This is a genomic window from Luteimonas suaedae, assembly GCF_008312895.1.
GTDB lineage: Bacteria > Pseudomonadota > Gammaproteobacteria > Xanthomonadales > Xanthomonadaceae > Luteimonas > Luteimonas suaedae.
Genome location: NZ_VSSP01000008.1, coordinates 1 through 20,918, shown reverse-complemented (window position 1 = coordinate 20,918; position 20,918 = coordinate 1). Strand labels below are relative to the sequence as shown.

The window sequence follows — 20,918 nt, the reverse complement described above, 5'->3', positions numbered from 1 at the left end:
GCGCCGGTGCGTCCGTGCTCATTCGGAGCTCGCTGCCGCCTCGGCCGCACGTTTCGCTTCGGCCGCCTCCTTCTTGTGCAGCGGCTCCATGACGCGGAAGCGGCGGCTGTACTCGTCGGTCAATCGGCGCGCCTCCATCGGGCTGCGTACGATCGTCGGCGTCAGCAGGATGATCACCTCGTTACGATTATTCACGCGTCCTTTCTGTCCGAACAGACCGCCGATGATCGGAATCCGGCTCAGGCCGGGCACACCCAATGAGGTGTTGGTATTGCCGTCGCTGATGAGGCCCGCCAACATCACGGTCTCGCCGGTCTGCACCGCCGCCTCGGTCTTGAGGTAGCGGGTGTCGATGCGCACGTTGCCGTTTTCATCGGGATCCGTAAGCGGGGAACTCACTTCCTGTGCGATGTCCAGGAACACCATGCCGTCTTGGGTCACGCGTGGGCGCACCTTGAGGATGATGCCGGTGTCGAGGTATTGCACCTGGCTGATTGCATTGTTGCTGCCAGCGACAGGGTTGATCGACACCGACGACACCGGGATTCGGCTGCCGACGTTGAACTCGGCCTCGGCATTGTTGCGGACGAAGACCGAGGGCGTCTGCAGCAGACGCAAATCGGTCACGTCATCGAGGGCCGTGATGATCGCAGCCGCATCGTTCTTGAACAGCGTCCAGGAGAGACCCCCTCCGCTGACGCCACCGATGCTTCCCGCCAACGTGCTCCAGCTTCTCGGCAGCGACGGATTGTCGCGCAGGCTCAGACTGGGCAAACCGTTGTCAGTCGCCGCGCGCTCGATGTACCAGTTGACGCCATAGCGCAGCTCGTCGGTCAGCGCGACTTCGACCACCTGCGCCTCGATGTGCACCTGCATCGGCATCACGTCGAGGCGCTCGACCACTTCGCGGATCGATTTCCACGCTTGCGCGGTGGAGCGCACCAGCAGGGTATTGGTCTCCTCGACCGCCGACACGCCGACCTGGTTGCCGTCGACCTCGAGGGTGACGCTGCCCGAGCCGGGGCCGCTGTCGCCGAGTTGCAGCTGACCGCCGCTGCTGCCGCCGCCGGCCGTTCCGCCACCGCGGCTTTGGCTGCGGCTGCGGCTTCCGCTCCCGTTGCCACTGTCGCCGCCGATCGGGACCGTGCTGTCGCGCCCGCTGACGCCGCTGCCGCGCACCTGGGTCGACTCCAGGCCCGGCATCAGCGAGGCGCTGCCGCCGCCGCTGCGGCTGCCACCGCCGGCACCGAACACCTCGGCCAGACGGTCAGCCAGGTCGAGGGCCTTGACGTATTTCAGTTCGTAGGAATACAGCTTCGCCTCGCCGCCGGCGCTGTCGATGCGCTCGAGCCAGCGCTGGATCTCGTCCAGGTAGGCCGGCTGTGCGGTGATCACCATCACCGCGTTGGCGCCCTCCAGCGGCATGAAGCGGAACATGCCGGCCACCGGCGAGCCGCTGTCCTCGCCGAACACCTTCTCCAGGTCGCCAACCACCTGCGTGGCGCTGCCTGAGTCGATCGGGAACACGCCGACCGACATGCCGGCCAGCCAGTCGACGTCGAAGATCTCGATCGTGCGCAGGTAGTTCTCGAGCTCGGAGCGGCTGCCGGAGATGGTGATCACGTTGCGCGCGTTGTCGACGCCGACGATCGCGTCGGGGCGCGCGAAGGGCTCCAGCACCTTCTCCATCTCGGTGGCCGAGATGTAGCGCAGCTGCACGGTGCGCGCCTCGAAGCCGCGGGCGCCGGTGGCGGTGCCGGTGCGCGGCGCCACCGTGCCGGTCGCCACCGCGCCGTCGGCGGGCACGATGTTGTAGCGGCCGTCGCTGTAGATCATGCGCGCGTTGTTCCAGCCCAGCACCATCTCCAGCAGGCTCAGCGCCTGCGCCGGGCTGACCGGCTTGGGGGTGCCCAGGGTCACCGTGCCCTGCACCTCCGGCGCGATCACGTAGTTCTGCCCGAGCATGTCGCCGAGGATCGCCTTGACCACCGCATGCACCGACTCGCCCTCGAAATTGAACTGGGCCGAGCCGCTGGTGCCGCCGATGCCGGGCGGCGGCGAGGCCGCCGCGCTCTGGTTGATCACCTGGCCGGTGCCGCGGCGGATCTGCGGCTGTGGCAGGCCGTCGTCTTCCAGCGGCTCGGCCTGCACGCCATCGGGCGGCGAACGCGTCAGATCGCCCTCGCGGCGCACGTCCGGTACCGGCACCGTGGCACAGGCGGCGAGCAGAGTGGCGAGGAGAGCGGCGGTCGCCGCCTTGATCGGACTGGGAAGCTTCATTGCATGCACTCTACGGGTTCTGCTGCTGACCTGCCGGCGATGACTGCTGCGCCTCCTGGCGCAGCCGCGCGCGGCGGGCTTCGATGCGTTGGCGGATCGCGTCGGCCTGTGCGGCCGGGGTGATCTCCTGGGCTTCGGCGGCTGTTTCGGCTTCGGCGGCGGCGGTTTCGGCGGCAGCGACGGCGGCGCCGGATTGCGGCTGCGGTGGCGGCACCTGGCGCGCCGGTGTGACGGGCGGCGGCGGCGGCAGGCGCCGCGCCTGGCGATCGTCGCTGCGCGTGAACGGCGTCGGCGGCTGTCCGCCGACGCCGTCGAATACGCGCAACTCCAGCGTGCGCTCACCTTCGGGGCCGGCGAACACCGCGCTGCGCGGCGCGACCGAGAGCAGCGACCATGCCGGCGCGGTGCGCGGCGACTCTCCGACCTTCACCCGCAGCGGCTCGCCGCCCTCGCGCGGCTGCACGATCGCCATCTGCAGGTTCGGCGTGATCAGCACGCTGGTGAGCACGACATCGAACTCGCCGGGGCCCTCCTCGCCTTCGGCCTGCGGCTCGAGGAAGAACGGGCGGTGACGACGGTCGCTGGCGAACAGCGGGCGCTCGCCGATCTCGGTGTATTGCGACAACGGCCCGAGACGCTCCTCGGCACCGGCGCTGCCCTGCGGCAGCGGCTGCAGCAGGGCCGGATCCTCCGGCAACGGCTGGACCCGGCCGCCGAGGCCGAACAGCGCCAACAGCCAGACGCAGACTGCCCACAATGCGATCGCCGCCAGCAACCGCGTGCGGGCGCCGGCGGTATCAGCGTGCATCGGCACCTCCCGGCAACGGCTGCAGATAGCCGTAGAGGTCGAAGCTCACGTCCAGGCCGAGGCCCTGGTCCGCCTGCTCGGCGGCCATGTAATGCGCCTGCGACAGGATATTGAGGTTGTCGACGAACAACCGCGGCGAGCCGCTCTCCAACGCGTGCAGCACCGCCGCCAGTTCCGGGCTGCCGCAGCGGATGCGCGCCTGCACCACCACCCGCGGGAACCGCTGCTGACGCACGTCGCTGAGCGGCGAGCGGTTGATGATCGCGCAGCTGCGGTTGCCCGGGCTGGCTTCGAGCACCGCGGTCTCCAGCCGTTGCACCAGCGCGGCGGTGGCCAGTTCCGGGCTGCGCTCGGGCAGGAAGCCTGGCAGCCGCGCCACCTGCTCCTGGAAGGCTTCGGTCCGCTCGCGCAGCTGCGGCGCCTGCGACAGCACCATGCGCGCGCGCAGGTCGCGCTGCTGCAGCGTGTCGATGCGCTCGCCGAGTTGCAGCATCGGCCGCGTCCACCAGGGATGGATCAGTACCAGATAGGCCAGCGCCAGCAGCGCCAGCAGGATCGCCAGCGCCAGCCAGCGCTCGCGGTCAGCGATCGCCTTGCGCATCGGCACCTCCCGTCTCCGCCGCCCCGCCGCCAGCCGGCGCCGCAGGCGGTGCGGCCACGGCGACCTCGGCGGTCAGGGTGAAGCGGTCGCGGCGGCTGCGCGGGTCGGGCTGCAGGGCGCCGGTCAGCGCCGGCGAACGCCACAACGCCGAATCCTCCAGTTGCCCGATCAGCGCCGAGGCCTCGTTGCTGAGCCCGATCAGCAGCAGGCGTTCGTTCTCGATCGCCAGCTTCTCCAGGTAGGTGTTGTCGGGCAGGCGCCGGCTCAGCTCGTCCAGCAATTCGACCATGGTCGGGCGTGCGGCGCGCATGTCCTCGAGATAGCGCATGCCTTCGATCAGGTCGTCCAGTTGCTGGCGTTGCGCCGACGCGGCCCGCGCCTGCTCGATCCGCGGCTGCGACGCCTGCGCGAAGGCCTCGGCGGCGGCGCGGCGGTTCTCGAGGACCTGCCACAGCCCGGCCGCCACCGCGATCACGGCGACCGCGGCCAAAGCGAGATTCCAGCGCTGCCACGGGTCGACCCGGCGATGACGGCGGGCCTCCGGCAGCAGATTGATGCCGAGGGTTTCGCCGCGGCCGTCGTCGAGGTCGGCTCCGGCCAGTCCGTCGGCGAGCGGGCCGAGCGCGGCAAGCGCGGCCTCCAGCGCGGCCCGCGGCACGACCACCAGTTCGACATCGAGCTGGCCGTCGTCGCGCCGGCCGAGCAGGCGCGCATCGAAGCAGACCTCGGCCGCGGCGAACGGGGTCTGCCGATCGATCTCGAACCCGAGCACTTCGCGCAGCCGGTCGGCGGCCGCGACCGGCAGCGCCATGCGCCGGCGCAGCCCGGCCGACGCCGGCAGCAGCAGCCAGCGTGGCAGTTCGGCGGCTTGCGGCCGCAGCACGCGGCCCAACACATCCCCGTCCGGCGGTAGTGCCGGCCACGGCAGGATGCCGAGCACGCGCAACTGCCCGCCGCGCTCCAGGATCACCGCCAGCTCGGCGCCTTCGCGGCGCAGCAGCAGCCGCTGCTCCACCAGTCCCAGCAGTTCCCGCACCCGCAGCGGCAGCCAGCTCAGCAGCGCCCGCGTCCACCACGACCAGAAGCCGTGCATGCCTGGACGCAGCCGCCCGCCGACGCGCCCGAAACGCTGCCGGATCGAAGGTCGCGCAGCGATGTCGTCGGCGTCAGCCATCAGGTGCCGAGGTCCCCTCCTTCCAGCGTAACGGCGTGTAGACCGCTCCCGGCAGACCATTGCTGCCCACGCGCACCACCGCCTGCAAGACCGCATCGCGGCCGTCCGGCAGCCGCGCGCGACTGTCGATACTATACGTGCCGGTCCCGCCTCCCACGAGATCCGGCTCGAGTTGCGGGCGCGGCGTTTCGCCGCGCTGGGCAAGGATCGGCGCCGCGTCGACACCCATCGCCTGCAGCACCTCGGCGCCGGCGAAGCGCTGGTCGGGCATCGGCATGCCGCTGTGCACCGTCACATGCTCGGCCATGGCGGCGTACAGGTCCGCGGTCATGCCCAGCACCAGTTCCAGTTCGGCGACGCTCTCGAATGGCGCGTCCTTGGCGCCGTACGGCCGCCCGGCAGCGGCATACTGCGGATCCTCGGCCGCGCCCTGCGGCTGGCCGAGGTCATCGGCATCGCGCCAGTCCATGATCGCGCCGGCCAGTGCTTCGGCCTGGCCCGGCTCGGCGCCGGCGACCCGCAACAGCGCCGACAGCAGCGGCTGGTCGGCCGCGTTCAAGTCGACCTTGCCGCTCTCGTCGACGATCCGCACCCGCAGTGGCGCGCCGGCGAACGTCCAGACGTACTCGCGACCATCGGGCAGCCAGGCCGTGGCCGGATTCTGGTCGGTCAGGCGCCCCATCGCGTACTCCAGCCCGGCGCGCGCGGCCTGGTCGCCGGCCACGCCGCGATGCAGCACGCGGCCCTGCATGTGCTCGATCCGTGCCGTCAGCGCGAACGCGCCGACCAGCGCCGTCAGCAGCGCGATCAGCCAAAGCACCAGCAGCAGCGCAGCGCCGCGAGCGTGCGCCGTGGCCGGCGCGGTGCGCCTCATGGCGCCAACTCCTGCAAGGCGCCGTCGGCGACTTGGCCGCTGCCCTGCGGCAGCGCGACCACCAGCACCGGCCAGGCGCCGTCGCGCTCGCTTTCCACTTCCACCCGCACCTGCACCGGCAGTTGCTGGCTGGCGGTCCAGGCATCCAGCCAGCCGGTCAGGCGGCCGTCCTGGTTCAGCCCGCGATAGCTGAAGCGCACGCCGGACAGGCCGGTCGCCAACGGCTCGGGCGGACGCGGTTCGCGCTCCTCCACGGTCTCGCCGGCCAGCACCGTGGCGAAGGCGACCTGCAGGCGCAGGCCTTCGTCGTCCCGGCCGACGCCGATTTCGTGCAGCGCCGGGCCGCCGCGGCCGAGGTAGTTCGGCAGGTCGGCGACAAAGCGCATCCGCCGCGCTTCGCCGAGGAAGCGGACCGGGGCACCGGTTCGCTCGTCGGCGGCAAACGCAATCGGCTGCGCCGAGACCAGCCGCCGGCGCAGGAAACCCTCGGCGGCGCGGATGCGCTCGCTGCGCTGCGCCAGGTCGTCGCCGCGCTCGACGGTCACGGATGCGGCGCGCAGGGTGGCGAACGCCAGTGCCAGGCCCGCGGCCAGCAGCACCGTCGCCAGCAGGATTTCGATCAACGTGAATCCGCGCTGCCGTCCACCGCGTTGCCGTCCACCCGCCGAACTGGTCCGAATGATGGCGTCGCCACGACTGACGCCGCGCTGCCACGCTCCTGCCGCCCCCGCGCCAACGAGGCCGTCGCCACGGCCGACGTCAATGAATCGCCGGCAGGAACCGCGTTTCCACTGCGCGCCGCGCCGCGTCACAGCGTCAACCCGGCATCGGAATCAGCCTGCACCAGTCGCAGCGACTGCACCTGCAGGCGCTCGCGCGCGCCGCCCTGCCCCCACGCCACCGTCAGCTGCAGCGCCAGCATCTGCGGCGCGAACGGATCGGCGGTCGCTGCCGGCGGCAACGCCGGATCGATGTATGGCGCGACCTCCAGCACCCAGCGGTAGCGGCCATCGTCGAACGTGCCGTCGCTGCGTCCGGGCTGCAGCACCTCGCCCACTCCCACCTGCGCCAGCAATGATTGCGCATGCAGCGCCGCACGCCCGGCATCCGCCGACCAGCGCACCTGGCGGGTGGCGCCGGACAGCGTACCCAGCAGCAACGTCAGCGCCAGTGCCAGTACCGCGAATGCGACCAGCACCTCGATCAGGGTGTATCCGCGCTGCGAGCGCGCTTCTGGCCGGCGGCATGGAGCTCCGCTCCCATACCGCGGCACGGGCCGCCAAGAGCGTGCCGTCGGCTGCTTTTCCCCGCTGCCGGCGTTTCCTTGAAAGGGACTTCGGTTGCGACGGCTCATTGCGGGGACGCCCCCCTGTGCAGCCGCACCTCGCCGGTCAGCCACGCCACGTCGACGTTCCAGGCCGCGTCGCCGGAGCGCAGCTGCACGCGCCCACCGGTGGAGGCGCCGTCGTCGAAGAACACGATCGCACCCTGGTCCGCGCGCGGTTGCACCTCGCGGGCGCCGGTGAAGACGATCTCGAGTGCGTCCGGAACGGTGCCGTAGCGCCCGGCCGGCCCCTGCCAGGTGTGGCCGACGGGGTCGATCACGAACCGCTGCGGCGCCCCGGTCGCTAGCGCATGCGCACGGGTGAAGCGGAGGTTCGCCGCGAGTTCCTTGGCACTGGACCGCAGCTGCAGGCGCTCGACGCCGCCGCTGAGCACGCCGACGGCAAGCACGCTGGCGACTGCGATCAGCGCGACCACCATCAGCACTTCCAGCAGCGAAAAGCCGCGACTCCTGGCGACACGAACCGGCATCTGGCGCCGCGACACCCCATGCAATGGAAACAGCCTCGGAATTTAGCACTCCGGCGTGCACCTGCCGACCGGAAAAAATGCTTCTGCTCCGATCTCCGGGACGGTAGTGGGGTTTTTCGCGTCCTTCCTCGAAGGCAGGGCCTCGAAAGCGAGCGGTTCGGCTTTTGATCGATCTGCCTGTCTTCTCCCTTCATGGAGAAAGCATCGCTTCGCAGAGGCGACTCCACACGCTCTCCCGGAAACAGAAGGCGAGCAAAAAAATGCGGTGCGGCCCGACGGAATCGAGCCGCACCGCAACCGGAAACGGTTACTGGAACAGCCCCAGCACGCTCAGGTTGGTAAACGCGTAGTCGCCGACCACCAGCAAGTAGTAGCTGCCCTCGGCCGGATGGGTGATCACCACCGCTTCGCTGTTGCCGGGCCGGCTCGATGCGCGATCGTGGGTCTGAGCGGTCGGCACCCGGCCACGGGAGACGTACAGCGAGACGTCGCCACTGCCGCCGTAGCTGCGCAGGTTGAGACTGCGCGTACCGGCCGGGACTTCGATCCTGAACAGCAGCTGCGCGCCGCCGCCGCCGATCAGCCCGTTGACGGGAACCCGGTTGACCAGCGGCGCCGCCTCGGGGCCGCATTCCTCGACCTGCGGGTCGCAGGGCTCGGCGAGCGCCGTCTCGAGCGCGGCGACGGCATCGACGATGCCTGCGCCGATCGGCGTGCCGGTCGGGATCGCCACCGGGAACGGGCGCGCACTGCCCCGCAACAGCTGCTCCAGCGCCTGCGGAGCCAGCGGGGTCTCGACCGCGCTCTGCACCAGCGCCGCCACGCCGGCGACATGCGGTGCGGCCATCGAGGTGCCGGTCATGCCGACGTAGGCCGGCTCGCCCGGGACCGTCTCGCCGTCGTTCCAGGACTGCCAGACATACCCGCCCGGATTGCCGTCGACACCACCACCGCCGCCCGGCGCCGACAGGTCGACCGTGCCGCCGTAGTTGGAATAGCCGGCGATTCCGCCGTTGATGCGGTTGGCGCCCACCGTGATCACGTTGTCGCAGCTGGCCGGGGAGAAATTGGCAGCGTCGGCAGCCGAGTTGCCGGCAGCCACCACCACCGTGGTGCCGCGCGCCACCGCACCATCGATCGCGCTCTGCATTGCCGCGCCGCAGCTGCCGCCGCCGCCCAGGCTCATGTTGATCACTTCCGCCGGGTTCTCGTTGTCCGGCACCCCGTCCACGCTGCCTCCGGACGCCCAGACCACGGCATCGGCGATGTCGGAGGTGTAGCCGCCGCAGCGGCCGAGCACGCGGACCGGCAATACCTTGGCGTCGAAGGCCACGCCGACCATGCCGATGCCGTTGTTGCCGAGTTCGGCGACGGTGCCGGAGACGTGCGTGCCGTGCCAGCTGCTGGGCTGCGCCGGCGAGCCGGCGTAGCACTCGCCCGCCTCCGGGTTCCAATCGCCATGGTCCTGCGCGCCGGGAACGCGCTCGTCGGTCTCGCGCCGGGACACGAAGCTGTCGGTGATGAAGTCGTAGCCTTCGAGCACGTTGTCGTCGAGATCGGGATGCGCGGTGATGCCGGTGTCCAGCACCGCCACCACCACGCCGTCGCCGGCTGACACATCCCAGGCCGACGGTGCGCGGATGCCGCCATCGTTGTCCTTCAGGTGCCACTGGTACTGGTCGTAGTACTGGTCGTCCGGCGCCAGCGCCGGCGTGGCGATGCCGGTGTGCTGCAGGCGGAGATCCGCCTCGACGTACACCACCGCTGGATCGGCGGCGATCTCGCGCATCAACGCCTCGCCTTCGGCGTGATCCAGCGCATGTGCGAACCGGATCACATCCGCGCCGATCGCCAGCGTGCGCACGTGGCTCGGCTGCAGGCCGGTCCGCGCGCGCGTCACTCGCTGCGGCAGCGCACGGGCCGCCGCGGACTCGATCGCGCGCAGCTTGGCCGGCACGTCGCGGCGTTCCGCGCTGCCGTCGCGGTACTTCACGATCAGCCGATGCAGTCGCGCGCCGTCGGCCTGTGCTGCAGGCGGTCCGACGACATCGAGATCACCGGCGTGCGCGGCATGCACCGACGCCGTCCCCAGGACCGTCATTACCATCGCGCTCAGCGCGCGGATGCGCATGGCGTGTTTTTTTTTGCTCACAATGAACCCCTCGGTTGAAATTGACTTGTACCGTCGATGCCGTTGCCGCCACCGTCCGGATGACTGCCCTCACGGAAGCGCGCTTCCGCCCCTGTCCGGTGCCGTCCGCCGCGGAGATCCGTCGGCGGACGGAGATCCTGCTTCCGCGCTCAGAGATCGATGCCGAATCCGACGCCGGCGGACCGGTCGTCGCCGCTGAACGCGCCGCCCAGGCTGAAGGACGCGCGATCGCCAAGCTGTTTCGAGTAACCGATCGACAGCGCGTTCTCGCCGTTCTGCCAACCCGCGCCCACCGCGACCCGCCCCCGCGGACTGCGGCTGCCGGCGGCATTGGTCGACATGTTCATCATCGCCGCGCTCATCGCGCCCATGCGGTCGATGCGGCGGTCCTGCCGTCCGAGCCGGTGCCAGACGTCGTCGCTGAGCTGTTCGAACTGGCTGCCGAGCGCCTCGACGCGGCTGTCCGTGTAGGCGTTCGCCGACGACAGCGTCCGCGTCGCGGTGCTGTCGGCATAGGCATTGGCGGACGCCACCGCCTGCGCATCGCCGGCCTGCACCTGGCCGACGTTGGCCGCATCGGTCGCCGCGCTGCCGGCGGCGACGTTGCTGACCTTGCGCTCGCTGCCAGCGCTGCCGACCGACACGGTCCCGGCCTCGTCCGCCACCGAGCCCTGCCCGATTGCGACTGCACCGTCGGCCGTGACCGATGCGCCCTGGCCGAGCGCGGTGCCGGAGGACGCGGTGACCTGCGCGTCGGCGCCGACCGCCACCGCGTCGGTCGCCTGCGCTGAAACCGCCGCGTTGCTGCCCACGGCTGTGCTGTTTTCCGCCGCCACCGTGGCGCCGCTGCCGACGGCGGTATCGTTGCCGTCGACGGCAACGCTGCCCTCGCCGATCGCGAGGCCGTCGCCGGCGCCCATCGCCGGTCCCTGGCCGCCACCGCCGCCGTTGCCCGCGCCCTGCTCGAGCTGGCTGACGCGGCCGTTGAGCCCGGACAGGGCGCCGTCGAGCGCACCCATCGCATCGCCGACGCTGTAGTAGCTGCCGCCCTGAACGACATAGGTCGGCGTCATCAGCATGCCGTCGGCACCGAGCGCGGCACCGCCGCCGAATGCGGTGGCCACCGAATCCAGTTGCGCGACGTTGACCGCGTCGCCCGCCTGCGTTCCCGCGGCAAGATTGCGGATACGGGTGCCGTCCTCGCCGGCCAGGGTGACCGAGTCCCTGCGCTCGCCGTCGTCGTAGCGCACCGCGGTCGTGCCGATGTCGCCGATGTCGCCCAGGTCGGCGATGACGGCATCGAGCTGCCCCTTGTTCACCGCATCGGTCGCCTCGGTGCCCGCCGCGACATTGGTGATCTGACGATCGATCGCCGCGTGCACGGTGCCGCCGGCATCGGTCCATGCCTGCGCCGCGCCGACCGATACGGCGTCGGCGCGATCAGCCAGTGACCCTTCGCCGAGGGCGACGCTGCCGCTTGCCTCCTCCGTGGTCCAAGCGTTGGCGCCGAGCACGAGGGCGCGGTCGGCCTGTGCGAAGCTGTTGAAGCCGAGCGAGGTGGCGGATCCGCCGATCGCCCAGCTCTCGGCGCCCACGGCGGTGGTGTAGTCGCCGACCAGGTCGCTGTCCCAGTACGAGCCGGCGTAGGCGCCCGCACCTAGGGCCGTGCTGTATGCGCCGGTCGCGCCGGCCGCGCTGAACGAACCTTCGGAGAACCCGCCCAGGGCCGTACTGTACCGGCCGGAGGCGGACGCGTTCTGCCCGACCGCGGTGCCGGACGTGCTGACCAGGACGCTCTCGCCGGTGTCCTCGTCGATCCCCCAGTAGCCCGACATCGCACCGGCGCCGATCGCGACGCCGCCGTCGCCTGCGGTCGCGCCCGCGCCGGTCGCCGTCGCGTCGAACCCGGCCGCGTACGCGCCCGAACCGACCGCCGTGGCTTGCCAGCCGGACGCGGTGGCGAGCCCGCCGATCGCGGTCGAGAACGGCGCGTCCGCCAGCGCAAGCCCGCCGATCGCCGCGGCAAAGAAGCCGTTGTTTTCTGCGCCCGCGCCGATGGAGACGGCGAGCGAGCCGTTCGAGATGGCATCCGCGCCGAGCGCGATCGCGCTGCCGCCATTGGCCTGGGCACCGTTGCCGCCGGCGAAGCTCGATTCGCCCCCGGCCAGCGCGTTGGTGCCGATCGCGCTGCTGCCGGCGCCCGCGGCGATGGCGCCGTAGCCGCTGGCGGTGCTGAAGTCGCCGAGCGCGTTGGTGCCGCTGCCGATCGCCGATGCACCCTCGCCCAGCGCCAGGCTGCCGCTGCCCACCGCGGTGGCGTAGTCGCCATCGGCATAGCTGCCGGCGCCGAACGCGGCACCGTCCATGCCGTTGGCGACGCTGTTGGCGCCCGCCGCGGTCGCCTGTTCGCCGAGCGCCAGCGCATCGTCGCTGCCGTCGCCGGCGCCGTCGGCGGCAAAGTAGTGGTTGGCGTCCCCGATGCCGTCGGCCAGCGCATCCAGTTGCGCCTTGTTCACCGCGTCGGTGGTCTCGGTGCCGGCGGCAACGTTGGTGATCTGGCGGGTGGTCCCGCTCGACTCGTTCCCCACCGACACCGTGTTGTCGCGCGTGGTGATCGAATCGGCGCCGAGCGCGACCGAGTTTTCGCTCATCGCCAGCGCGGCCGGACCGAGCGCGACCGAATTGTCGGTCCACGTCTGCGCGAACGAACCGGCGGCAAGCGAATTCACGCCACCGGCAGATGCGCCGCTGCCAAGCGCCACGCTGCTGTCCGCCTGGGCATTGGCGCCGGCACCGACCGCGACGCTGTTGGCGCCCCAGGCCCCTGTGTTCTGCTCGATGCAGGCGAAGCCCAGGCAGGTCATGGTGGTACCGAGCGCAACCGCGCTGGAGCCACCGGCCTGGGTCAGCGTGCCGACGGCGACCGCGTCCTGTCCCGAGGCGCCGGCCATGCCGCCGAGCGCGACGCTTCGGAAGCCGCCCTCGCCCCAGGGATTGGTCTGGATGCCGATGGCGATCGAGGATTCGCCGTCGGCGCGGGCATCGGTGCCCAGCGCCAACGAGAAGTCGCCCAGCGCCTGCGCGCCGACGCCATACGCACTGGAGGCGAATCCGGTGGCATTGCTCGCCACGCCCGTGGCGGTGGCGTAGTCGGACGCCGCACTGCCGGCGCCGATCGCGGTACCGGCCATCCCCGAGGCCATGCTGCCGCCGCCCACGGCGACCGCATCGTCGCTCAGTGCCTGGCTGTCGCCGCCGAGGGCAACCGAACGTTCGCCGCCGGCAAGGCTGCCATAGCCATTGGCCACGCTGTCGCCGCCCAGCGCATTGGCGCCGGTGCCGATGGCCGTCGCGCCGGCGCCCAGCGCCAGGCTGTTGCTGCCCAGCGCCGTCGAATCGTCCCCGTCGGCATAGCTCTGGTAGCCGTAGGCGCTGCTTTCCGAGCCGTTGGCCACGCTGTTGGCGCCGGTGGCGGTGGCGCCTTCGCCCGCGGCAAGACTGCCGGCGCCGCCGGCGGTCGCCCTCGCTGCGAGCGCCTGCGCGCGCTGGCCGACGGCCTGTGCGCCGTTTCCGCTGGCGGCCGCCTGGCTGCCGACCGCGATCGCACCAGCGCCTTCGGCGAAGGTCGCTTCGCCGACGCCGGGGCGGCCATCGCCGTTCAGATCGGTCCAGGCCGCGCCGCCGACCGCGATCGCCCCGTCGCCGGTCGCCGCTGCATTGTGTCCCGTGGCCACGGCGTGCGCGCCTTCGGCCAAGCTGTTGCCGCCGATGCCGATCGCGCCACCGCCGAGTGCGGTGCTGAAGGCGCCGATGCCCACCGCATTCTCACCGACCGCATGACTGTAGCCGCCGACCGCAACGCCGAAATCGCCGCCCATCGCACGCGAGCTCGCACCCAGGGCGACACCGGCCTCGCCGTTGGCCCCGGCACCGAAGCCGCCGACCAGGCTGCCGGGCCCGTAGGCCTGCGCATTGCCGCCGATCGCGGTCGAGCCCATGCCGGCGGCGACGCTGAGCGCGCCGATCGCGGTCGCCGCCTGCTCGGCGCTGGCCTCGGCGGCAGCGCCCACGGCGGTGTTGCCGAAGCCCTCGGCATAGGCGCCCTGCCCGATCGCCGCACTGGCGTCGCCGAACGCCGCGGCACCCTGGCCGAAGGCGCTAGCGCCGATGCCGGCGGCGATGCTTTCCGCGCCGACCGCAGTCGTGGCGTTGGCGACCGCCCCGCTGTTGCGGCCGATCGCGATCGCGCCGTCGCCTTCGATGACCGCATCGTCGCTGCCGTCACCGCTGCCGTCGGCCTTGAAATACGCGGCGCTCGCCGCCTCGGCGGTGCCGATCCGGCCGTCCTCGCGTTCGCATCCGTCCGCGGGCGCATCGACAGTCGGATCGGTGCAACCCGCATCCTCTTCGTCGGATCCGGCGGCCAGTGCGACGGGCGCCGCCAGGACCAGACTCAGCGACAGGATCGCCGTGCCCGACAACGTGCGGCGACGACGGCCGCGCCGCGGCGACTTGCCCTTGGCCGTGGCCAGCTCGGAGGCCACCACCATCGCCTGCAGCGCGCTGTTCCACACCTTGCTGTAAATCCTGTTCATCTGAACCCTCGCCTGAAATGAAATGAGCCGGACGAAACCGGGCAGCGGCCTGACGCCGCCTCCCGCAACGCGGATGACGTGAGTGCTGATCGCGCTATGGCGCACGCCTAGCCGGCGTCCGCATGGCTGCCGCACTTCCCACTCCGGCCCCGCAAGCCTGCGGGGACCGGGCGAACCTAAGACGGTGATGTGCGCCTTGTCACGCACGGGTTCTCGCCGAATAATCACGGAATTCTCACCGTCTCCGGCGGAGCGGCGCGATCCGCTCCACGGCGGCGCCGCAGTCGGACACTCCATGTGGAACCGCATTTCAAGCTGGCTGCAGCGCGCGCCCGTCAGCGACGCCGTCGACCGGCGCAACGCCCCGGTCATGCAGTTGCTGCTGCTGCTCTACGGCGTCGCATTGCCGGTGAACTGGGCGTGGCATCTGGCTTCGCGGCCGATTCCGGAAGGCTGGACCATCGTGCTGGTGCTCGACCTGATCACGGCGGCACTGGCATTGTGCAGCGTGGTCCTGATCCGGCGCGGCAGCTTCCGGCTCGCGATCAAGCTATTCGTCGGCGCGTTGCTCGCGTCGCTGACACTGGCCTATCACAGGCTGGGCGCGCAGGCGCAGCTGATCGACCAGGTCTCGGTGATCCTGACGTTGGTGATCAGCGGCCTGGTACTGGGACGGCGTGCGTTGTGGACCGTGTTCGGCCTGTTGCTGGTCGTATTCGCGATCGGCTTCATCGCCGACATCAACAACACCGAACAGACAGCGCAATGGATCCGTAATTCGCTGCGCAATGCGCCATCGCTGGTGTTGAGCTACCTGCTCATCACCATCCTGCTGGACCGAACGCTCACCGCGCTGCGCGAGAGCCTGGCCGAATCCAACGCGCGCCGGCAGGAGCTGCAGTTGGAGATGGTCGAACGCGAGCGCACCCAGGCGCAACTCGTCCACGCCCAGAAGATGGAAGCCAGCGGGCGGCTCGCCAGCGGCGTGGCCCACGATTTCAACCACATCCTCGACGTCATCCTCGGCTTCTCGGCCCAGCGCCATCGCCTGCCGGAAGACGTTGGACTGGCGGGGCAGAACGCGGCATTGGCCGATTCGCTCGAAGGCGTGGAGATCGCGGCGCGACGGGGTACCGCGATCACCCGCAAGCTGCTCAGCTTCAGCCGCAAGGACGCACCACGCCCGGAGGTGTTCGACGTCGGCCACGCGCTGCGGGAACTGCAGCCGATGCTGCGGCAGCTGTTCCCGCCCGACGTCCGGTTCGCGCTGGAGGGCGACGCGGACCCGGCGCCGGTCCGCATGGACCGCAGCGGGTTCGACCTGATGATCCTCAACATCGCCGCCAATGCGCGCGATGCGATGCCGGCGCAGGGGCGGTTCCGAATCCGGATCGCGCGCACCGCCGGCGACCGGATCACAATCGCCCTGAGCGACAACGGAGAGGGCATGCACGCGGCGGTCATGGCGCGCATCTTCGAACCGTTCTTCAGCACCAAGTCCGCCGCCGAGGGCACCGGCTTGGGGCTGGCGGTGATCCGTGACCTGGTCCAGGCCGCCGGCGGGTCCATCTCGGTGGACAGCGCACCGGGCGCAGGCACGACGTTCACCATCGCTCTACCGCAGGTGCGCACCGAGACTTCCGGCGCCGGCGTGATGCCCGAGACGGGAATTGCCGGCACCGCGCTGCCCGAGGCGGCCGTCCGCGGGCCGCCGGCACGCTAGCGCTTCCCGCTGTCGCCAACCGCGCCGTTGGCGGCGAGCACGTAACCTTCGCCGTGCACGGCATTCAAGGGCAAGGGTTCGCCACAGGCGTCGGCCACCTTGCGTCGCAACCGGTAGATCAACGAGTCGAGCCGATGGGTATCGAAGTCGTAGACGTTACTGGTGAGTTCGGCGATCAGCGTGTTGCGCGTGACCAGTCGTCCCGGAGCCTCCGTCAATCGCGCCATTACCCGGCGTTCGGTGCGGGTCAAGGGGACACTGCGCCCGGCGGGCGACAGCAGGCACCAGCCACCGGTGTCCAGGCGCCAGCGCCCGTGTCCGGTCGGCTCGACGCCGCCTTGCGGCCCGAGCCGTCGCGCCAAGCTGTAGAGCGTCGCCGCCAGCAATTCCAGCTCGACCGGCTTGGACAGGTAGGCGTCGGCGCCCTCGCTGAGCCCGCGCACGCGATCCGGGGTTTCCCGGCGCCCGGTCAGCATGACGATGCCGACGCCCGGATCACGTTTGCGCAACCGCCGGGCGACGCTGTAGCCGTCATCGTCCGGCAGGCCGACGTCGAGCACGACGATGTCTGCACCGTCCGCTTGCAGGCAGGCCTCCAACTCCGCGGCCCGCTCCAGGCCTCGCACAGTGAACCCGTAGCCGGCCAACCCGGGGATCAGAATTCGGTCGCGCAGCAGCGCGTCATCCTCGAGCAGGACGATCCGCAGCGCGTTTCCGGGCTCGGCCTGGCGGCCCACCCAATCACCCCTTCGGCCCTCTTCGGTCATGCGGGCATCTTACCGCCGCCGCATCTTCGGGCGCCGGAGGCCGGACAGGGCCGGGCCCCGCACCGCTGGGACGCCTTTTAGCCACCCTTTCCCCGGCACCGGAACCGGATGACGGCCGGGCTCCGACCGAATTCCTCCGGCGTCGCAGCGCCTACTCGTAACGAATGTCGGCGTCGACGCTGTCGCCGCCGGGGCTGCGGTCGGCGCCGTAGCTGACGATGTCGAACGGCCCGGCTTCGCCCGGCACCCGATATTCGAACGGGGTACCCCAGGGATCACTGAGCTCGGCCTCCTTGGCATATGGGCCGAGCCAGCCGCCGACGCCGCCGGGCTGCACCACCAGGTCGTTGAGGCTGTTGGGCAGGGTGCCGGTGTCCATCTCGTAGCCTTGCACCTTCTCCGCCAGGGTCTGCACCTGGGCCTTGGCCAGGTTGACCCGGGCGCGATCGCCGCCGCCGAGGATGCGGGTCGCGGCGAAGGCGACGATGCCGCCGATCAGCACCACCACCAGGATGATTTCGATCAGGCTGAAGCCGCGCTGCAGCGACCCCACCGATCCCGCGCGAATGATGCCGTCGCCACGGCTGACGCTAATGAATCGCCGGCGTTCATCGCTTTGTACCCATCGCGAACGCCCGTTTGAATCGCCCCCCGGCCACGCACCATGCGCCGGGAAGGAAGAACGCCCAGAAGAACGCCGACAAAAACGATAAGAATTCATGCAATCAGCCTATGACATTGGTGAGATCGTAGATCGGAATCAGCACGGCCAGGATCACCACCATGACGATACCCGCCAGCAGCAGCGTGATCACCGGGACCAGCGCCGCCAGCATGCGGTCCAGCGCCTGCGCGGTTTCCTGTTCGAAAGTATCGGCGGTCTTGAGCAGCATTGTGTCGAGCGCGCCCGACTCCTCGCCCACCTGGATCATCTGCAGCGCCAGCCGCGGAAAGCGCTTGCCGCGCGCCAGCGCAGCCGACAACCCGACGCCGCCCTTGACCTCTTCGGCTGCAGCTTCAACATCGGCCGCGAGCGCGCGATTCCCGAGCACGTTGCGGCCGATGCCGAGCGCGGCCAGCAACGGCACGCCGTTGCGCAGCAGGGTGCCGAGCGTGCGCGCCAGGCGCGCCGTCTCCAGCCGCGCGACCAGCGAACCGAAGAAGCGGGTCCCGAGCAGCCACTGGTCGAACTGGGCGCGGAACGCCGGATCGCGCAGCTTGCGGTCGAACCACCACAGCGCCAGCGCCGGAACCACCAGCAGCAGGATCCACCAGTCGCGCACGAACAGGCCGATGCCGAGCACGATCTGCGAGAACAGCGGCAGTTCGGCATCGAGGCTGTCGTACATCGCGCCGAACTGCGGCACCACGTAGCCGAGCAGGAACAGCAGCGACAGCCCGACCATCGCCAGCAGGATGATCGGATAGATCAATGCATTGATCACGCGCCCGCGCAGTGCGCGGCTGCGCTCGAGGTAGTCCGCCAGTCGCTGCAGCGTCTCGTGCAGGCTGCCGCCGGCCTCGCCGGCGCGCACCATGTTCACGTACAGGCGCGAGAAGGTGCCGTGCTGGCGTTCCAGCGCCACCGACAGCGGACTGCCGCCGCGCACCGCATCACGGATGTCGGTGATGGTGCGCTTGGCGGCGACGTCCTCCGGCAGGTCCAGCAGTATGGTCAGGCCGCGGTCCAGCGGCTGCCCGGCGGCGAGCAGCGTCGCCAGCTGCTGGGTGAACTGCACCAGGCGCTGGCCCGAGAAGGGCTTGGGCTTGAACAGCGATTTCCAGGCCGACTCCGCCCCGACCTCGCTCGCCAGCCGCGCCTCCACCGGCAGATGTCCCTGTTCCTGCAGCCGCTGCACCACTTCGCCGTCGCTGGCGGCCTCCATCTGGCCGTCGAGCGTCTCGCCGCGGGTGTTGAGGGCCTTGTAGCGGTAGAGAGGCATCAGGGCTTGGAATGGGGAGTCGAGAAAGGGGAATGGATAAAGACGGAATGCCGTGGACCAGGAACGGGCACCCCGGTGTCACAGGACGCTTCCCCGATTCCCGATTCCCGATTCCCGACTCCCGGCCTCACGCGTCCTCCGTCACCCGCAGCACTTCCTCGATCGTAGTGACGCCTGCGAGGGCCTTGATGATGCCGTCCTCGTACATCGTGCGCATGCCGGCGTCGCGGGCGATGCGCTCCAGCTCGCCCATCCCGGCGTGGCGCATCACCGCGCGGCGCAGCTCGTCGTTCATGACCAGGAACTCCATGATCGTGGTACGGCCGAGATAGCCGGTGGGCGCGGCCTCCGAGCCGCGCGGGCGGTACAGGAAGATCTCGCCGTGCGGCTGGTGGCGGCGCAGGCCGAACTTCTCGATCTCCTCGGGCGAGGCCGGGTACTTCTCGGCATGCGCCGGCTCCAGTCGGCGCACCAGGCGCTGCGCGAGGATGCCGTTGATGGTCGAGGTGAGCAGGTAGTCCTCGACACCCATGTCGAGCATGCGGGCGATGCCACCGGCAGCGCTGTTGGTGTGCAGCGTGCTCAACACCAGGTGGCCGGTGAGGGCGGACTGGATCGCGATGCGCGCGGTCTCCAGATCGCGCATCTCGCCGATCATGATGATGTCCGGGTCCTGGCGCACGATGCTGCGCAGCGCGTGGGCGAAGTCGAGGCCGATCTGCGGCTTGGCCTGGATCTGGTTGATGCCCTCGATCTGGTACTCGACCGGATCCTCGACGGTGATGATCTTGACGTCGGCGGTATTGAGCTTGCTCAGCGCCGTGTACAGCGTGGTGGTCTTGCCCGAGCCGGTGGGGCCGGTGACCAGCAGGATACCGTGCGGCTGTTCCAGCACGCGCTGGAACTGCGGCAGGAACTCGTCGGTGAAGCCGAGGCGATGGAAGTCGAATACCACCGTCTCGCGGTCGAGCAGACGCATGACCACGGACTCGCCGTGCGCGGTCGGCACGGTCGACACGCGCAGGTCGAGCTCCTTGCCCTGCACCCGCAGCATGATGCGGCCGTCCTGCGGCAGCCGGCGCTCGGCAATGTTGAGCTTGGCCATGATCTTGACGCGACTGATCACCGCCGCGGTCAGGTTGGACGGCGGGCTCTCACCCTCCTCCAGCACGCCGTCGATGCGGTAGCGCACCTTCAGCCGGTTCTCGAACGGCTCGATGTGGATGTCGGAGGCGCGCAGCTCCACCGCGCGCTGGATCACCAGGTTGACCAGGCGGATGACCGGCGCCTCCGAGGCGAGATCGCGCAGGTGTTCGACGTCGTCGACGTCGCCACCGCCCTCGCCGTCCGCGGTCTCGACGATCGCGCCCATCGCACTGCGGCCCTGGCCGTACCAGCGCTCCACCAGATCGTCGATCTCGGAGCGCACGCCGACCAGCGGCTGCACCGGGAGACCGGTCGCCAGACGCACCGCGTCGACGGCGTAGGCGTCGTGCGGATCGGCCATCCATACCGCGAGACGCCCCTCGCGCTCGCCCAGTGGGCAGAGATGAAATTGCCGGAGAAAGCGCGCCGACAGCGGCTGCGCATCCTCGACGAGTTCCGGTGGATTCTCGGGGAGTTCCTTGACCGACAGCAGCGGCAGGTCGAGCACCTCGGCGCAGGTCTCGGCGTGGTCGCGTTCGGAGACCAGTCCGAGGCGGCCGAGCAGGGCGAGCAGGCTGCCGCCGGCCTCGGCATGCAGGCGACGCGCGCGCCCGAGGTCGGTCTCCTTCAGTCGGCCCTTGTCCAGCAGTCTGGCGATCAGGCGTTCCTCCGGCGCTACGCCGTCGGGCGTGGACTCGCCGGGGGCTTCAAGCATCGCGTTCACGTGGTGCGGGCCCATGTCTCGTTCTGCGGTCAGAGGCCGACTGTAGCAGTTCGATTGGGGCCTCGCAGTGGCGCCGTCTTCCCTGAAAGAAGTCCGTGCGGCAGGCGATCATGGAGTGCTGTCGCACGTCGGACACGGCCGTCGGACCGCTGCCGGTTCCGTTCATCTTCCCCCTCCGGCGTCGCGCCTCGTTCTTCCTCGGTGCATGGCGGCAAACCCGACCGGCACGCCCGGTTTTCTCCAACGATTTCCCAATAAAGAAACCCCGGCCGAAGCCGGGGTTCCTGGGACACACGAAGATCGCGAGGATCAGTTG

General features: G+C 70.4%; 15 protein-coding genes. 1 reads left to right on the top strand and 14 read right to left on the bottom strand.

Annotated features, from left to right (window positions below; all coding sequences use genetic code 11):
- Positions 1-18: 18 nt before the first annotated feature.
- The 10 genes from gspD to FXO19_RS12525 all read right to left on the bottom strand — a co-directional run bounded on the left by gspD (position 19) and on the right by FXO19_RS12525 (position 14,299).
- Positions 19-2,280: a type II secretion system secretin GspD gene (gene gspD, locus FXO19_RS12570; RefSeq protein ID WP_149195459.1), complete on the bottom strand. Its 2,262-nt coding sequence runs from the start codon at positions 2,278-2,280 to the stop codon at positions 19-21.
- 10 nt (positions 2,281-2,290) lie between these two features.
- A complete protein-coding gene (locus tag FXO19_RS12565) occupies positions 2,291-3,088 on the bottom strand; it encodes a general secretion pathway protein GspN (protein ID WP_149195458.1) in 798 nt (265 codons plus the stop codon).
- Positions 3,078-3,689 (bottom strand): type II secretion system protein GspM, encoded by a 612-nt coding sequence (gspM, locus tag FXO19_RS12560; RefSeq protein WP_149195457.1) that lies wholly within the window; start codon positions 3,687-3,689, stop codon positions 3,078-3,080. The genes FXO19_RS12565 and gspM overlap by 11 nt, the downstream gene beginning before the upstream one ends.
- Positions 3,670-4,863: a PilN domain-containing protein gene (locus FXO19_RS12555; RefSeq protein WP_149195456.1), complete on the bottom strand. Its 1,194-nt coding sequence runs from the start codon at positions 4,861-4,863 to the stop codon at positions 3,670-3,672. The genes gspM and FXO19_RS12555 overlap by 20 nt, the downstream gene beginning before the upstream one ends.
- Positions 4,856-5,737 (bottom strand): type II secretion system minor pseudopilin, encoded by an 882-nt coding sequence (locus FXO19_RS12550; protein WP_149195455.1) that lies wholly within the window; start codon positions 5,735-5,737, stop codon positions 4,856-4,858. Before FXO19_RS12550 ends, FXO19_RS12555 begins: the two co-directional genes overlap by 8 nt.
- Positions 5,734-6,417 carry a prepilin-type N-terminal cleavage/methylation domain-containing protein gene (locus FXO19_RS12545; protein WP_149195590.1) on the bottom strand — a complete coding sequence of 228 codons (684 nt, stop codon included), beginning with the start codon at positions 6,415-6,417 and terminating at the stop codon, positions 5,734-5,736. Before FXO19_RS12545 ends, FXO19_RS12550 begins: the two co-directional genes overlap by 4 nt.
- Positions 6,418-6,545: 128 nt before the next feature.
- On the bottom strand, positions 6,546-7,010 hold the full coding sequence (xpsI, locus tag FXO19_RS12540; RefSeq protein WP_255516406.1) for a type II secretion system protein XpsI: 465 nt from the start codon (positions 7,008-7,010) through the stop codon (positions 6,546-6,548).
- A 77-nt stretch (positions 7,011-7,087) separates the two neighbouring features.
- Positions 7,088-7,552, bottom strand: coding sequence for a type II secretion system protein XpsH (gene xpsH / locus FXO19_RS12535; RefSeq protein WP_149195453.1), 465 nt, complete (start codon positions 7,550-7,552; stop codon positions 7,088-7,090).
- Positions 7,553-7,859: 307 nt separating this feature from the next.
- Positions 7,860-9,683, bottom strand: a complete 1,824-nt coding sequence (locus FXO19_RS12530) for a S8 family peptidase (RefSeq protein ID WP_149195452.1) — start codon at positions 9,681-9,683, stop codon at positions 7,860-7,862.
- A 170-nt stretch (positions 9,684-9,853) separates the two neighbouring features.
- Positions 9,854-14,299 carry an ESPR-type extended signal peptide-containing protein gene (locus tag FXO19_RS12525; protein WP_187775772.1) on the bottom strand — a complete coding sequence of 1,482 codons (4,446 nt, stop codon included), beginning with the start codon at positions 14,297-14,299 and terminating at the stop codon, positions 9,854-9,856.
- Between the two features lie 295 nt (positions 14,300-14,594).
- Here FXO19_RS12525 and FXO19_RS12520 point away from each other — a divergent pair, with 295 nt between their 5' ends.
- Positions 14,595-16,022, top strand: coding sequence for a sensor histidine kinase (locus FXO19_RS12520; RefSeq protein WP_149195450.1), 1,428 nt, complete (start codon positions 14,595-14,597; stop codon positions 16,020-16,022).
- On the opposite strand, the gene FXO19_RS12515 is transcribed toward FXO19_RS12520, so the two are convergent.
- The 4 genes from FXO19_RS12515 to gspE all read right to left on the bottom strand — a co-directional run bounded on the left by FXO19_RS12515 (position 16,019) and on the right by gspE (position 20,602).
- Complete coding sequence (locus FXO19_RS12515) at positions 16,019-16,789, bottom strand: response regulator transcription factor (RefSeq protein WP_149195449.1); 771 nt, start codon at positions 16,787-16,789, stop codon at positions 16,019-16,021. The two genes, FXO19_RS12520 and FXO19_RS12515, sit on opposite strands and share 4 nt — an antisense overlap.
- Before the next feature lie 151 nt (positions 16,790-16,940).
- Positions 16,941-17,342, bottom strand: coding sequence for a type II secretion system major pseudopilin GspG (gene gspG / locus FXO19_RS12510; protein WP_255516405.1), 402 nt, complete (start codon positions 17,340-17,342; stop codon positions 16,941-16,943).
- A gap of 172 nt (positions 17,343-17,514) precedes the next feature.
- Positions 17,515-18,732 (bottom strand): type II secretion system protein XpsF, encoded by a 1,218-nt coding sequence (gene xpsF, locus FXO19_RS12505; RefSeq protein WP_149195447.1) that lies wholly within the window; start codon positions 18,730-18,732, stop codon positions 17,515-17,517.
- Between the two features lie 127 nt (positions 18,733-18,859).
- Positions 18,860-20,602 (bottom strand): type II secretion system ATPase GspE, encoded by a 1,743-nt coding sequence (gspE, locus tag FXO19_RS12500; protein WP_425481475.1) that lies wholly within the window; start codon positions 20,600-20,602, stop codon positions 18,860-18,862.
- Positions 20,603-20,918 lie beyond the last annotated feature (316 nt).

Bases quoted from the DNA above. Each gene is read 5' to 3' on its own strand.
- FXO19_RS12565 (WP_149195458.1), bottom strand. From the start codon at position 3,088: ATGCACGCTGATACCGCCGGCGCCCGCACGCGGTTGCTGGCGGCGATC.
- xpsH (WP_149195453.1), bottom strand. From the start codon at position 7,552: ATGCCGGTTCGTGTCGCCAGGAGTCGCGGCTTTTCGCTGCTGGAAGTG.
- FXO19_RS12515 (WP_149195449.1), bottom strand. From the start codon at position 16,789: ATGACCGAAGAGGGCCGAAGGGGTGATTGGGTGGGCCGCCAGGCCGAG.
- FXO19_RS12520 (WP_149195450.1), top strand. From the start codon at position 14,595: ATGTGGAACCGCATTTCAAGCTGGCTGCAGCGCGCGCCCGTCAGCGAC.
- gspM (WP_149195457.1), bottom strand. From the start codon at position 3,689: ATGCGCAAGGCGATCGCTGACCGCGAGCGCTGGCTGGCGCTGGCGATC.
- FXO19_RS12550 (WP_149195455.1), bottom strand. From the start codon at position 5,737: ATGAGGCGCACCGCGCCGGCCACGGCGCACGCTCGCGGCGCTGCGCTG.
- FXO19_RS12555 (WP_149195456.1), bottom strand. From the start codon at position 4,863: ATGGCTGACGCCGACGACATCGCTGCGCGACCTTCGATCCGGCAGCGT.
- FXO19_RS12525 (WP_187775772.1), bottom strand. From the start codon at position 14,299: ATGAACAGGATTTACAGCAAGGTGTGGAACAGCGCGCTGCAGGCGATG.
- gspD (WP_149195459.1), bottom strand. From the start codon at position 2,280: ATGAAGCTTCCCAGTCCGATCAAGGCGGCGACCGCCGCTCTCCTCGCC.
- FXO19_RS12530 (WP_149195452.1), bottom strand. From the start codon at position 9,683: ATGCGCATCCGCGCGCTGAGCGCGATGGTAATGACGGTCCTGGGGACG.
- xpsF (WP_149195447.1), bottom strand. From the start codon at position 18,732: ATGCCTCTCTACCGCTACAAGGCCCTCAACACCCGCGGCGAGACGCTC.